Origin of the sequence: Solwaraspora sp. WMMA2056, from assembly GCF_030345095.1 — a bacterium.
GTDB lineage: Bacteria > Actinomycetota > Actinomycetes > Mycobacteriales > Micromonosporaceae > Micromonospora_E.
The window spans coordinates 832,800-847,166 of the sequence record NZ_CP128360.1; the positions used below are offsets into that span (position 1 = coordinate 832,800).

Here is a 14,367-nt window from a genome sequence, read left to right on the forward strand (position 1 = left end):
CTCGCGCGTAGGCACACGACACCGTAGCATCGAGATGCTTAGATCAGAAGATCTCGGGCATCGCACTCAACGTGTGCATATTTCATATTCAGAAGGATCTGGCCGCTCTGAACGGAGGTCCGGGAATCACGTCGGCAGGAGATGTCGCTCGATCGCTAGACGCGACCCGGTCTGCGCTGGCCCGTGTCGTCAAGACCGTCGCAGCCGCCGGAGCTGCCATCCATCAGCAGCAAGGACAACTCAGCGAACTAACCCGTGGGGCGAGCAGTCCGGCCGCCAGTCAAGCAGTTGCTGCTGCCGCAGCGGCTGTCCAACGCCTGCAAGAGGCTGCCGAACTCACTACAGCCGCAGGTCGAGACCTGCTGGACTACACCCGTAGAATCGTCGGAGATTCGGTAGCAGCGGCTTCGCATAGGCCTGACCCCGACGATGCCGCCTCGTCCACTGCGACGGGTGGGCGTCTGCATCCTGACCAGATCGAGCAGTTGAGGAGCGAGCTTCCGGACCCGGTCGAGCCAGGAAGCGGACAGAAAACACACGGGCGGTGGATCGATCCGGACACAGGTGTTGTTCACCAGGTCATCAGCGGCAAAGATGAGGACCAAGACCGAGTGGACAGTTACCTGCGCGACGAGGGCATCCCCCGACTGCCGCAGCGCACCGGAGATGTAGAAATGAAGGTTGCCATGCAGATGCGAGACCGCAGCATCCGCCATCTTGATCTGGTCCTCACAACGTACCCTGCAGAGGTCGACTCGGCTGCGATGGGATGCTGCCGATCCTCCTCCCCGAAGGCAGCTCCATCACTGTGCACGCTCCGAATTTCCGCAAGACTTATACAGGGGGTGCCAGCCCATGGTGGCGCTAGAAGTCTGGTTTGACCAGGTCCCGGAGAACGACTTCGGCACCGGAGACCCGGCGATCATCGTCGACGACCTGACCGGCCTTGACGAGCTGATCGAACACGTGCTGACCGTCACGGAAGGCCGCCGAATCCCCTCGGTTGTTCAGGCGAACATTTCCGGGCAAGATGGCCTTCCCATAGTCGAAGCCGGGATCAGCCACAACCGAGGATTCATCTCATACACGGACCACAACGGCGGCTTCTACTCAGTAGGAGACACCAGCCGCAGCGGCGATGCTACCTACGACTACATGGGGAACGAGCATGTCGTCCCCGCGAGCGCCGAAATTCCGCTGAGTGAGGTCCGCCAGTGGCTGGCCGATTTCATCGCCACTGGCGGACCATCAGTCACCATCCCGCTGATGCCCGACGTTAGCTAAAGCCGAACAGAAGCGTTGCTAGAAGAGGGCGTCGGGGCGGGGGAACAGGGCGTCGTCGAAGGCAGGGGGTAGCGACTCGGATTCCGCTGACTTCCGGGGTCGCGGGACGGACTTGGTTGACTTGCGTGGTGTGCGGCGGGAGCCGGAGTGCAAGCCCTTGCGATTTTCTTCGTCGTAGCGCTTGTGGTTGAGCTCCAGCAGCCGATCAAGGATCTCGACCTGCATCGCCGGGTCGATCGTGTAGCGGGTGCCTTGCCGGGTCTCGTGGAAGCCGTGGTTGAGCCGCAGGTCGGACCAGCCGTACGCCTCGGCAACCGCCTTGTCAATCTCGACGTGAATCTCCCGAAGCCGCCGAATATCCGCGCTGGCCACCCTTTCGTCGTGGACCAGGTTGTAGAGCTTCGTCAGCCCCAGCTCCCGCCCCAACATCACCGACCGCCGGTACGAGTCCAACTCGTCACCCACCCGATCCATCCGGTCCGTCAACTCCGGCTGCGGGAACGTCTCGAAACCATCGGATGGGGTGTAGCGAGCATCGTTACGGAGGCTCGACTCGCCCTTAGTTGTCCACCAGGAAAAGTGGAACTTGCTTGAAAGAAGCGCCAAGTGCGCGAAGCGGTCGGTCGCGAACACACCGAGCATATGCGAGAACACTTGCCCGGTCGGCACGGTGATCGGCAGCCCGGTCTTGCTGACGAGCGCGATGGCGAGGACGCGGTCGAGTCCTTCGATGGCCTTGTACAGTTCGGGGCGACGGCGCTCGTACTGCCACCAGCGATTGCGAGCACTAGCACTGTACTTGTTGCGCTCACGCTCAGGTTTGACTTCGCGTTCGACGATGGCGAAGCAGTCTGGGTACAGCTGGGCGCGTTCGATGGGCCAGTCGTGGAAGTTGATGACCCAGCGGGTGGCTGAGCAGTCCGGGCTGGTGTTCAGGTCTTCGCCGTTGAGGTAGGGGAAGAGCACGTCCTTGTTACGTGGATCCTTGGCGATCAGCGCCTGTGCCTGATCCGGCTCCAGCAGAAATCCGGTACCGAGGACGTACGAGCCGATGAACGACTGGCCGGCGCTGGCGGCGAGGCGGTGCGGGTTGCCGGTCACTCGGGACTCGGCATCGAGTGAGGCGGTGATGCCGCGCACCTTGCGGCCGTCGAGGATGCGCTCCTCGCCGCTGCCGGCGTGCCCCACCCAGAGCAGCGACACCTCCAGCGAGGCGGTGCCCGGCCACGGCTGCGACTTGTTCGCCCGGTAGATCGTCCAGCCCATGTCGATCGCCTGGTCCAGGCCGACCTCGCGAGTGTCGCCCTGGGCGATCGTGTTCGTGGCGATCAGCCCGACTCGGCCCTTCCCGGTCACCGCCAGTTTGCGCAGCAGGAAGTACGAGCACAGGTCGGCGCTGCCGCGTCGACCCCGGCCGACCCGCTCCACCAGATACTCGCGAAGGTCGACGCCGATCGATCCGGTCAGCCGCTGCCCGCCCACGAACGGTGGGTTGGCGATGACGGCGTCGAAGCCGGCGTGATTGATGACCTCGGGAAACTCCAGCGGCCAGTGCAGGGGGCGGATCGGGGCGGGGCGGCTGCCGCGCAGCCAGCCGCTGATCGTGTCGGTCAACTGCCGGGTCTGCTCCGCCGACGCCTCGTCGTGCAGCACCGCGTACACCTGGTCGCTGATCGCCGACAGCCGGTCGTCGTACCTGTACTCGGGATCGTCGTCGGGGTCGTCGGCCGGATCCCACGGGCGGCGCTGTGCCCGTACGGCGGTGGACAGCGCCGCGCCCACGACGGCGTCGGCGGCCAGCCGCAGCCCGTCCCCCATCTGCTCGATCAGGCCCAGCTTCGCCGCCTTGTCGGCGGCGTCACGGGTGTCCTGCACCACGCTCGCCTCGATCTGCTCCCGCAGCTCGGTCATCTCGGCGACCAGTTCGTGCAGCCGGTCGGTGACCGAGCCGTAGAGCCGGGCGTGCAAGGATCGCCCCTGCTCCGGGTCCAGGTGGAAGGCGGTCAGCTGGTCCAGCGAGGTGATGCCGACCAGCGAGTCACCGCAGCGCAGCGCATGGTCGAGGAAGCCGAACGGTCGCCCCTTGGCCAGGGTGACCAGCCACAGCGACAGCTTCGCCAACTCGACGGCCATGTCGTCGCGGTCCACACCGTACAGGCAGCGGGCGGCGACCATCCGGCGGGCCACCAGCCGCAGCTCCTCCTCGGTGCGCCCGTCGGCGGGCAGGTCGGCCAGCTCAGCCGGCAGCTTGTCGCGCTGCCAGGCCCGCACCACCACCTCGGCCAGGTAGCGGCAGGCGGCCACCAGGAACGCGCCGGAGCCCATCGCCGGGTCCAGCACCTTCAGCTGCAGCAGCTCCTTCGCGGTCTTCGCCCGCCACACGCCTTCCTCGGCGACGCCCTGCGCCGGGCCGGGCGCGAAACACAGCGGCGCCAAAGTGTGCTGGACGACCTCCTCGGCCAGCTCCTTCGGCGTGTAGTGGGTGCCGGTGGCCCGTCGGTCGCCGACCTGAGTGAACAACACCGACCCGGCCGGGAAGATCGTCGGCAGGCCGCGCAGGTCGGTGCGGAGCAGCCCCCAGTACGGGCGGGCCCGCTCAGCCAGGTCGGCGTCGTTGTCGCAGGCGGCGTGCAGCGCCGCCACCTCGTCCGGCCGGGGCGTGCGGGCCAGCGCCCTGCCCACCTGACCGGCGGTCAGCCCACAGCGTTTCACCAGCCAGCCGCGGAACTCCGGCTCACCGAGCGCGGCCTGCTCGACCAGCTCGGTCAGCGGCAGCTCCGGCTCCAGTTTGCCGACCAACCCAACGTGCGGCTGATCCACCCGCAGGCAGGAGAAGTCGAGCAGTCCTTCGTAGACGTGGCCGATCTGCTCCACCCCGAGGCTGGAGTAGCTGAGCTGCTCGGCGGCCTTGCCCCGGTGGCGCAGCACCAGCAGCGCGTCCAGGATCTCCAGGATGACCCGGTCGGTGACCGCCGCCCGGTGCAGCCAGCCGAACCGGGCCGGGTCGAACAGCGACCCGCCGTGCGCCGGGATCATCAGGTCCGGGTGGGTGCAGCCGCCGTGCACCGCCGCGAACAGGGCCAGCAGCCGGGGCCAGGCCGCCGCCCGCCGGTCGGTCACCTCCTCGCTGTACAGGTCCCGGGCCAGGCTCAGCTGGGCGTGCAGCGTGGTCGCCGCGTACGCCTCCTGGTAGAGCGGGTCACCGAGCGGCAGCAGCCGCTGCTCCTCGGCGTACAGCAGGAAGACCAGACGCATCAGCACCGTCAACGCGCCCCGGTAGATCTCCCGGTCGGCGACGTCGCGCAGCAGTTCCCCGCCGGATTCGCGGTCCAGCCGGGCCAGCTCGCCGACGAACAGTTCCACCGCCCGGCGGACCTGGTCACCGAGGGTGGTGGTGACCTGGGTGAGGGCGTCGGCGCTGCGGACGAACAACCCGGCGAGGCTGGTCGACGCGGTGCCGTCCGGGTTGGCGGCCGGCGGCAGCACCCGGCTCGCCGCCAGCAGGGTGGCGAACGCCCGCAGCAGCAGCGGCTCCTCCAACCACAGGTCGGCGTCGAAGACGGCGACTCCGGTGGCGGTGCCGGGGCGGGCGTGCACCAGCGCCCAGTGCTGGCCGTTGGTGAGCAGCGCCACCGGGGTACGGGTGTCGCGGCACAGCTGCGCGGCCTGCTCGGTGGGTGCCGGCCGGTCGCCGTCGGGCCTGGTCAGCGGCGTGTCAGCCGGCAGGTGGTAGACGTGCAGCCGGGCGGCCCGGCCGCCGCCGGGCTCCGGCCCGTACATGATCCAGTCGGGTCGACGGCGACGCCGGTCGGCGCCAGCGAGGATCTCCGACGGCAGCGCGGTGCCGTCGCCACGGGCGCTGGCCGGGTAGCGCAGCAGCTCGGTCAGGATCAGCTCCACCCAGGCCGGGGCAAGCAGGTCCGGCGGGGCGTCGAGGATCTCACCCCAGCCTTGGCGGATCCGCTGGCGGACCTCGTCGGGCACGGTGTCCAGGCCGTCGGGCAGGGCGACGGTCAGCACCGGCACGGTCAGGAACGGCCCGTCCGTGCCGAGCAGGCCGAGCCATTCGGCGTGCTGCTCGTCGGCACGTTGCGGAGCCGGCCGGTACGGGCGACGGCCGGCAGTGACTGCGGTGGCGGTGCTTCGGGTGGACGGCATCAGCGGGCACCTCGGGCGAGGGAAGCGGGCACCAGGCAGGTGACGGCGGCAGGGAACCAGCGGGCGGTCGGGTCGGCGTAGCGGCGGCGCAGCGCGTCGGTCTCCCGCTGCCGCTGCGCCGGGATGTCGCGCAGCCGGTTCCGCAGGGCGTCCCGGTCGGCGTGCAGTTGTTCGCGTTCCAGCTCGAACAGCGACGGCTGTTCCCAGGACGGCGTGTCGTCGAGGCGGGCCCGGATGTTGGCCGCCAGTTCGTCGAGCACCGCCCCGATCGCGGTGACCTCCTCGGCGCAGCGCTGCTCCAGCAGGCTGTACAGGCTGCGTTTGCGCTGGTCGGCGCGGACGGCGAGGGCCCGGCTGAGCGGCTCGGACAGCGTCGGCCACAGCTCGACGAGCTGGCCCAGCATCGGCTCCGCCGGTGTCTCGTCGGTGGCGGCGGCGAGTAGCGCGTCCAGCTCCTCCTGGCGGGCGCGGGTCAGTTTGCCGGCGACGATCGGCCCGCCCGCGGTGATGATCTCCTCGTGCAGTCGGGTGCCTTCCGTGCCGGTGATCACCACCCGGCCGTGGGCGATCAGCGCCGGGCTGCGCAGCAGCTCGCCGGGGACGATCCGGGCGGTGACCCGGTGCAGCCGCTTCCCGGTGCCCGCGTCGGGGCCGGTGCCGGCACCGGAGGTGCTGCCGCTGGACCCGCCGCCGGTCCGTGACCACAGTTCGGCGCGCAGCAGCCGCAGGCACATGCCGACCAGCCGGTGCCCGAGGTGCAGCAGCACCACGTCGGTGCGGCCCTTCGCGGCGTCCGGGTCGAACGTGACCGGCCTTTCCCGGCCGGTGACCGGATGCAGCAGCCCGTCGGTGCGGGCCGTCGCCCACGCGCCGGGCAGCTCCGGCAGCCGGAACCAGGTGCCGGTGGCGTCCGCCGGGGTCGGGGCCGCGATCAGGTCGCGGCGGTGCGCCAGCCGCAGCGCCGTGCGGACCACCCGCTCCACCGTGGCCGGGGTCAGGTTCAGCTGGGTACGGCTGGCATGCAGCTTCTCGGTGAGCCGCTGCAGTTCACGGGCCAGGTCACGCTCGTACCGTAGCCGGGCACGGCTGGCCCGCCGGCCGATCTCGGCGTCGGTGGCCCGCCAGTCCGTACGCTTGCCGGTCATCTTCTGCTCGACCTGGGTGGCGATGACCTCACCGGCGCTGCCCAGGTCGGTGCGGATCGCCTCGACCTTCTCCACAGCCAGCCGCAGGAACGCCAGCTCGTCCTCAAGGGACCCGTCGGTGTAGTCGGCGTGCTGCCAGCCGGCCGGGACGAAGTGCAGCACCTGCACCTCGGCGGCCCGTTGACCGTGCCGGTCGATGCGGCCGTTGCGCTGCTCCAGCCGGTTGGGATTCCACGGGATCTCCCAGTGCAGCAGCCGGTGGCAGTGGCGCTGCAGGTTGATGCCTTCGCTGGCGGCGTCGGTGGCCAGCAGCACCCGTACCGGGTCCAGGGCCGGGTCCTCGGTGAAGACGTTCTTGACGTGTTCGCGGTCCTGCGGGTCCTGGCCGCCGAACAGCAGCGCGATCCGTTCCGCCGGGAAGCCGGCGGTGATCAGCCGTTCGTGCAGCCAGCGCTGGGTGTCGCGGTACTCGGTGAAAATGATGACCCGTTCGTCGGACCAGTCGCCGCCCGGCCGCACGATCGGGTCCAGCCAGGCGCGCAGCGCGGTGAACTTGGCGTCCGGCTGGTGCTGCGCCGACCGGGCCCAGGTCCGCAGCTCGGTGAGCAGCGCCTTCTCCTCGGTGGACAGCGGCGGCGCCCAGCGGCGTACGGCGGTCAGGGCGTCGGCTTCGACCTCGCCGTACGCCTCGTCGTCCTCGGCGGTCTCGTCGAGCCGGTCGATCGCCGGCCGCAGCACCTTGTCGGCCTTGTCCCGGACGGGTGTGGGGTTGCCGGACCCGCCCGGGGTGCGGGCGGACATCGTGGCCAGGTGGGTGTCGACGGTTTCGGCGAACGCCTTCGGTGACGAGAAGAGCCGGCGTTTGAGCAGCGTGGTGACGAAGTCGGCGGCGAGCTGCCCGGCCCGGTCGGCGGCGGCGTCGCGGCGGCTGGCGGCGTAGCGCGACAGCAGCTCGTGGGCGTGCCGTTCGGCGGCCGGGTAGTCGACCTCAAGGTAGTCGAGGCGGCGCACCGGGAACCGTGGGCTGCCGTCCCACCTCGGCGGCAGGTCGCTCTTGAGCCGGCGGACCATCACCCGGGCCAGCTGCTCGTCGGTCGGTTTCACCCCTCGGGCGAAGCGCTGGTCGTCGAGCAGCTCCAGCAGCGCGGTGAACGACTCCAGGTAGCCGTTGTGCGGGGTCGCCGACAGGAACAGCCGGTGCTCGCAGTGCGGGGCGAGGATCCGGATCGCCTTGGTCCGCTGGGAGTCGGTGGCGTAGCGGCCCCGGCCGGCCGGCGCGCAGGTGTGGATCTCGTCGACCACGAGCAGGTCGATGGCGCGCGGGTAGCGGGGGGCGGTCGGCAGCACCTCGCGGAGCAGCCGCAGCGGGCGGTCGCGTTTGAGCCAGTCGACGCTGACGATCAACCGGGGGTAGTGGGTCCACGGGTTCGCGTACAGGCCTCGGCTGCGTCGCAGGTCACGCAGCAGTGCGCTGTCGACGATGCGGAATTCGAGGCCGAACTTGTCCCGCATTTCGTCGCGCCACTGCCGGGTCAGCCCGGCCGGGCAGACGATCACCATCGTCCGGGCCCGGTGCCGCAACATCAACTCCTGCATGACCAGGCCGGATTCAATTGTCTTACCCAGACCGACATCATCGGCGATCAATAGATTGGTCCGCGGCATGGACAGCGCCCGCACCACCGGGTCAAGCTGGTAGTCCTCGATTTCCACGCCGGACCGGAACGGGGCCTGCAACGCCGTACGGTCGGCGGAGGCAATCGCGCCCCAACGGACCGCGTCGAGGAATGCGTCCAGCTGGGCCGGGTCGTCGAACCCGTCACCCGGACCGGGCAGAACGGTGGAGTCGTGCACCGCCCGACCGGGCTCCAACTCCCAGACCACCCGCAACTCCTCGTCGCGGGCATCGTCCTCGACGCTGACCAGCTGCACCAGGTGCGGCGCCTGCCCGGTGAACACCTGCGGGTCGGCGCTGGCGACCTCACCGCGGACCACCTGCGCCGCCACCCACCTGCGGTTTCGCACCGTCACCAGTTGGCCTTCGGCGGGCACCGCCGACTGGTCCGTCAGGGTTGTGACAGCAGATCCACCACGCTGACCATCGTCGATAGTTTGGTGCGAGATGTCCGAACGGCCCATTCCATACGTACGTGCCTCCACTCTGCACCTTTCGTCGTTCTCCGCGCTCGGAACTGTTGCGTAGCATGGGCTCTCCGCGAACGCAGGCGTGCAGGTTAGTGCAATTCGTCCACACAGTCGACAGGGGTTACGACAGTGGCCAAGCTCGGAATCGCCAAGGACTTCCTGGCCGACTATGCCAAGCTGCAGAAACCCGTTCAGAAATCGGTTTCTGCCGTGATCGACAAGTTCGCGGCACACACCCACGCCGGCATCCACCTGGAGAAACTCGCCAACGCCAAGGACTCCCGCATCCGCACCATCCGGATCACCCAGTTCTACCGGGGCGTCGTACTCGCCCCGACCAGCGGCGACGAGTTCCTGCTGCTCACCGTCCTGCCCCACGACGACGCCATCGAGTACGCCACCAGCCGGCGGTTCACCGTCAACCAGGCCCTCGGCGTCCTCGAAGTCCGCAACCAGCAGGCCCTCGACAGCATCGAGCCAGCCCTGCAGCAGGCCGCCAGGGCCAACCCGAGCATGCTGTTCAGCCGGGTCAACGACGCCGACCTGATCCGGCTCGGCGTCGACGCCGACATCCTCCCCCTGGTCCGGCTGCTCACCACCGAAGCGCACCTGGAAGCCCTGGCGAACCTGCTACCCGCCGCCCAGTACGACGCACTCACCGGCCTCGCCGCCGGTTACCCCCCGGAGCAGGTCTGGGACGAGGTCAGCGCACACCTGCCGACCAGCGCACCCGCCGAGCCGGTCGACCCGGACGACCTGGCCGCCGCCGCCGCCCGCACCCCGGACCGCTTCCACCTGGTCTCCGGCCCCGCCGAGCTGGCCAGCATCCTCGCCCACCCGTTCGACGCCTGGCGGGTCTTCCTGCACCCGACCCAACGGGAGATCGCCCACCGCCCGTCGTACGCCGGACCGGCGCTGGTCACCGGCGGTGCCGGCACCGGCAAGACGGTGACCGCCCTGCACCGGGCGGTGTTCCTCGCCGCCCGGATCACCGGCGGCCCGGACCGGCTGCTGCTGACCACCTTCACCCGCAACCTCGCCGACGCTCTCGACCGGCAACTCGGCCTGCTCACCGACGATGCGCCGATACGGGACCGGATCGACGTGCTGAACGTCGACCGGCTCGCCTACCGGATCGTCGCCGAGACCCTCGGCCGCCAACCGGTCATCGCCGACGCCAGGACCGTCACCCGACCGCTGTGGGAACAGGCCGCCGACGCCACCGGCGGGCAGCACAGCGCCACCTTCCTGCAGCGCGAATGGGAGCAGGTGATCCTGGCCCAGGGCATCGCCGAACCGGCCGGCTACCTGGCCGCCCGCCGACACGGCCGGGGCGCGCCGCTGCGCGCAGACCAACGGCTCGCCGTCTGGGAAGCGATCCGGCAGGTCACCGACGCGTTGCGGCAACAGGAGCAGTACACCCACCTGCAGCTGGCCGACCAGGCGGCGAAGATCCTCGCCGAACGGCCGGACCGCCCGTACCGGCACGTCATCGTCGACGAAGGCCAGGACCTGCACCCGGCCCAGTGGCGACTGCTGCGGGCCGCCGTCGCCGCCGGCCCCGACGACCTGTTCATCGTCGCCGACCCGCACCAGCGCATCTACGACAACCATGTGTCGCTGGGCAGCCTCGGCGTCGGGATCCGCGGCCGCAGCCGCAAGCTGACCATCAACTACCGCACCACCCAGGAGATCCTCGCCTGGTCGGTGCGGCTGCTCACCGGCGTGCACCCGACCGGGCTGGACGACCAGCAGGACGACCTGACCGGCTACCGGTCGCCGATGCACGGCCGCCGGCCCCGGGTAGCCGGCCACCCGGACCGGGACGCCGAGCACGACCAGCTCGTCACCCAGGTACGCAGCTGGATCGACGACGGGGTCGAGCCACACGCGATCGCCGTCGCCGCCCGCAACGGCCACCTGGCCCGCGCCGCCCGCGACCGGCTCGACACCGCCGGCATCCCGGTCAGCACCCCCACCGCCAGCAAGACCAACGCGGTACGGGTCGGCACCATGCACGCGATGAAAGGGCTCGAGTTCCGCTGCGTCGCGGCGATCGGCGTCGACGCCGACACCATGCCGGCCCGCTCGACGATCACCGCAGCCGACGACGACCCCACCGCGCACCGGCACGACCTGCAACGGGAACGCTGCCTGCTCTTCGTCGCCTGCACCCGCGCCCGAGACTCGCTCTACGTCTCCTACGCCGGTGCGCCCAGCCCGTTCCTCGACGCCCGGCCCACCCACTGACCAACCCCTTGAACCCTCCGCCACACAGCCCTGCTCAACGGACTCATGGCGGGGACCGCCCGTCGAGCCCGCCTCAACACTCGGCCGTCGAGGCGGGCTCGACGCAGACAGAGAGCCGGTGCGGGAAGTCGATCGAGCGAACGCCCCCGGTCGACCGGTAGGTCACCGTGACGGGTGGGGCCTCCCACAGGCCGGGCCGAACGGCCGTGATCTTGAATACGGTCGAGTAGCGTTCCCGGCTGGCATCGCTCGGCAGCAGCTCGACCGAAGCCGGGTCGACGGCGGTCAGACCAGGTGCGAACACGGGCGGGAACCGGTCGGTGAAGCCGACTCCGTCGGGTTGGTCCGGCGCCAGCGCCACCAGGCCGACGGAGTCCACGCTGACGACCGCCGAGTCGCTGGTCGCCATCTCAACGGAGATCAGCTGGACCGGAGAGCTTGTCACGTTCCGGAAGACGACCAGGCCGTCGTAGCGGCTCTGGCTGACCTCCAGCTGTGAGCTGTGCTGGCTGCCGCGCCCGGCCGATTCGAGGGCGACACCCCGATGATCGTCGTCGGCCAGGCCTGCGGACGACGACTGCCTGGGCGCCCCGCTATCCGGGCCGTCCGAGCCGCCGGTGCACCCGGCGACGCCGAACGCCAGGACCACAGCGAGGCCCAGGGCGGTAGGCAGCCTTCCCATGTCTCCCCACGTCACCCCTTGTTAACACCCGCCCTGCGGGTTCGGATACCACCAGGCCGTCGCCGGGTAGTCGTCCCGCTTCCAGCAGTAGTAGTTCGAACTGTGTGACGCGAGTGGGGCGTACGCCACCGCGCCAGCCGACGTGGTCACCGTGCAGTTGGTGTTGAGCCGATGCTTCCTGAAGCCGAACAGCCGGCCTTCTTTCGTCCGTACCAGGCGGGACGTCACCCCCGACGACAGCGGGATCGAGTGGCTCCAGCTGGTCGTGTGGCTCGACCCGACGGTGAGGTCGACACCGAAGGTGGTCTCAGCCGACGCGACGAGCGCACCGGCCGAGACCGAAAAGCTCGCCGACGTGGTGACCGAGATGTCGATCGTGCCGCTACCGGTGAAGTCGATGGACCCGGGACCGGTCTGCCAGTCGCTCGCGGTGTCGGTGGAGATCCAGACCTTCTGTGGCGACCAGACCTCGTAGGTCTCCTCGATCGGGCAGGCCTGGGGGACCATGTCGGCGGCCCGCACCGGAGCGACCGCGAGCAACGACAGCGCCGTGCCGGCCGCCACGACCATGGCGGCCCGTACCCCGCTCGGCAGGCACCCCCGCCCCATCAACAACAATGATCGGGACATATCGATACGGTAGGCGGGCCAGTCCACGGACCACAAGGCGGACCCGGGCAGCACGGTGCAAGATCTCCGACAGACGCCTCGGCACTCAGGTCAGGCCGGGGGTAAGCAGGCCGCTTTCGTACGCGAGGATCACCAGCTGGGCGCGGTCGTGCGCGTACAGCTTGGTCATGATGCGGTTGACGTGGGTCTTCGCCGTGTGCGGCGAGATGACGAGATCCTGGGCGATCTCCTGGTTCGACCGGCCGCGTGCGACCAGCAGCAGCACCTCGCGTTCCCGGTCGGTCAGCTGCCCGACGGTCTCAGGGACCACAGGCAAGCCGCCCACCGTGGCCGTCGGCGGGGCCGGCAGCACGTACCTCTCGATGAGGCTGCGGGTCGCGGCGGGTGACAGCAGCGCGTCGCCGGCGTGCACCGCGCGTACCGCCCGGACGAGATCCTCCGGCTCGGACCCTTTGCCGATGAAGCCGCTCGCGCCGGCCCGCAGCGCCGCCACCAGGTACTCGTCCTCCTCGAAGGTGGTGAGGATCAGCACCCGGGTCCCGGCCAGCGCCGGATCGGCGCAGATGGCCGCCGTCGCGCCGATGCCGTCGAGCTCCGGCATCCGGATGTCCATCAGTACGACGTCGGGGCGCAGCGAGCCCGCGAGCGCGACAGCCTGCGTACCGTTGACCGCTTCGCCGACGACGCTGATCCGGCCGTCGTCGGTCAGGATCGCTGTCACGGCCTGCCTGATCAGTGCCTGGTCGTCGACGACGAGCACAGTGGTCACCGGGGTTCCTCCTTGGGTAGCGGCAGGGTGGCGGCGAGCCGGTAGCCGCCCGGGGACAGGCCGGTTTCGACGACGCCACGGACCGAGGCGACCCGTTCCCGCAGGCCGACCAGTCCGTGCCCGCTGCTGGGCACCTCGGACCGGTCGTCGGCCGACCGGCCGGACACCGGATTCGTGACCATCACGTGGATCCGGTCAGGGTCGACCTCGACCTGGACATGCGCGCGATGCCCGGCACCATGCTTATGGGCGTTGGTGAGACCTTCCTGGATCACCCGGTAGGCGACCACGTCCACCGCGCCGCTGACCGCCGCCAGGTCCCCATCGGTCCGCAGCGACACGTGGAGTCCCGCCCCGGTGAAGCCGGCGACCAGCTGGTCGAGCCGGTGCAGACCGGGCTGCGGGGCGGTCGCCGCCCCGTTGGTGGGGTCGTCGTCCTCCGTACGCAGGACCCGCAGCAGGTCGCCGATCTCGGTGAGCACGGTCCGGGAGGCGCCACGGATGGCACCGAGGGCCTGCTGGGCCCGCTCCGGGCGGGTCTGCAGCGCCGACGACGCCACCCCGGCGTTGAGGCTGATCACGGAGATCTGGTGGGCGACGACGTCGTGCAGGTCACGGGCGATCCGCAGCCGTTCCTCGGTGACCCGTCTGCGGGCCTCCGATTCGCGGGTCTGTTCGGCGCGTTCGGCGCGTTCGATGATGGCGCGCAGGTATTCCCGCCGGGAGCGGTGGCCGTCGCCGGCGGCAGCGGCGAACGCGACCAGGACGGTGACCTGGAACGCCCGGGGATCGAACACACTCCCGATCGCCGTCAGGAGGTTGAGCAGGGTCGTCGCGACGACGGCGGCGCAGGCTGCGGTGAGCGTGGTCCGCCGGTCCGTGCGGTTCGCCGCCCCGAACATGGCGATCGACACGGCGAGCACCACGCCCGGCTCCAGCGCCCCGGTGGCCGCGACGAGTCCGTAGATCGCGATACAGCCGGCGAGCACCGGCAGCGGCCAGCGCCGCCGCAGCGGCAGCAGCACGGCCGGGACGATCGCCAGGGCGATGGTGACGGGTCCGGCCGCCTCGTGCTCGGGGACCTTGAACGGGGCGAGCGCCGTCGCGACGATGATCACCGCAGCGGCCAGGTCACCGACCCACGGCGGTACGCGCGGACGGCCGTACCTCGGGTCCGCCGGCACGGCCGCAGTGGTCGTCATGGCCCCAGTCTGCCGGCCGCCGTGACCAGGCAGGTCCACCTGGCGCGGTATTCCCCCGTACCGCGAACGCGGTACGCGAATGCCCGCCACAGAGTGACGCGG

General features: G+C 70.2%; 8 protein-coding genes and 1 pseudogene. 3 read left to right on the forward strand and 6 right to left on the reverse strand.

Translation table 11 applies throughout. The features are described from left to right. The first annotated feature begins 71 nt into the window (after nt 1-71). A pseudogene (locus tag O7608_RS31945) lies at nt 72-868 on the forward strand (DddA-like double-stranded DNA deaminase toxin). Then, a complete protein-coding gene (locus O7608_RS03885; RefSeq protein ID WP_289208677.1) occupies nt 856-1,284 on the forward strand; it encodes an Imm1 family immunity protein in 429 nt (142 codons plus the stop codon). Before O7608_RS31945 ends, O7608_RS03885 begins: the two are co-directional and overlap by 13 nt. Before the next feature lie 18 nt (nt 1,285-1,302). Here O7608_RS03885 and O7608_RS03890 read toward each other — a convergent pair whose 3' ends face one another. Next, entirely contained in the window at nt 1,303-5,442 is a 4,140-nt protein-coding gene (locus O7608_RS03890) for an Eco57I restriction-modification methylase domain-containing protein (protein ID WP_289208678.1), read from the reverse strand. Further along, nucleotides 5,442-8,726 (reverse strand): DISARM system SNF2-like helicase DrmD, encoded by a 3,285-nt coding sequence (drmD, locus tag O7608_RS03895; RefSeq protein WP_289210769.1) that lies wholly within the window; start codon nt 8,724-8,726, stop codon nt 5,442-5,444. The genes O7608_RS03890 and drmD overlap by 1 nt, the downstream gene beginning before the upstream one ends. 135 nt (nt 8,727-8,861) lie before the next feature. Between drmD and O7608_RS03900 the strand changes: the two genes are divergently transcribed. Further along, on the forward strand, nt 8,862-10,982 hold the full coding sequence (locus O7608_RS03900) for a UvrD-helicase domain-containing protein (RefSeq protein ID WP_289208679.1): 2,121 nt from the start codon (nt 8,862-8,864) through the stop codon (nt 10,980-10,982). Between the two features lie 73 nt (nt 10,983-11,055). On the opposite strand, the gene O7608_RS03905 is transcribed toward O7608_RS03900, so the two are convergent. The 4 genes from O7608_RS03905 to O7608_RS03920 form a co-directional block, all read right to left on the reverse strand. Next, complete coding sequence (locus O7608_RS03905) at nt 11,056-11,664, reverse strand: hypothetical protein (RefSeq protein ID WP_281552477.1); 609 nt, start codon at nt 11,662-11,664, stop codon at nt 11,056-11,058. Between the two features lie 21 nt (nt 11,665-11,685). After that, complete coding sequence (locus O7608_RS03910; RefSeq protein ID WP_289208680.1) at nt 11,686-12,294, reverse strand: hypothetical protein; 609 nt, start codon at nt 12,292-12,294, stop codon at nt 11,686-11,688. Between the two features lie 85 nt (nt 12,295-12,379). After that, nucleotides 12,380-13,063: a response regulator gene (locus O7608_RS03915; protein ID WP_289208681.1), complete on the reverse strand. Its 684-nt coding sequence runs from the start codon at nt 13,061-13,063 to the stop codon at nt 12,380-12,382. Then, nucleotides 13,060-14,265: a sensor histidine kinase gene (locus tag O7608_RS03920; RefSeq protein ID WP_289208682.1), complete on the reverse strand. Its 1,206-nt coding sequence runs from the start codon at nt 14,263-14,265 to the stop codon at nt 13,060-13,062. The genes O7608_RS03915 and O7608_RS03920 overlap by 4 nt, the downstream gene beginning before the upstream one ends. Between the last annotated feature and the right edge of the window lie 102 nt (nt 14,266-14,367).

Coding starts and splice junctions, on each gene's coding strand:
- O7608_RS03885 (WP_289208677.1), top strand. CDS start 856: ATGGTGGCGCTAGAAGTCTGGTTTGACCAGGTCCCGGAGAACGACTTC.
- O7608_RS03890 (WP_289208678.1), bottom strand. CDS start 5,442: ATGCCGTCCACCCGAAGCACCGCCACCGCAGTCACTGCCGGCCGTCGC.
- drmD (WP_289210769.1), bottom strand. CDS start 8,726: ATGGGCCGTTCGGACATCTCGCACCAAACTATCGACGATGGTCAGCGT.
- O7608_RS03905 (WP_281552477.1), bottom strand. CDS start 11,664: ATGGGAAGGCTGCCTACCGCCCTGGGCCTCGCTGTGGTCCTGGCGTTC.
- O7608_RS03910 (WP_289208680.1), bottom strand. CDS start 12,294: ATGTCCCGATCATTGTTGTTGATGGGGCGGGGGTGCCTGCCGAGCGGG.
- O7608_RS03920 (WP_289208682.1), bottom strand. CDS start 14,265: ATGACGACCACTGCGGCCGTGCCGGCGGACCCGAGGTACGGCCGTCCG.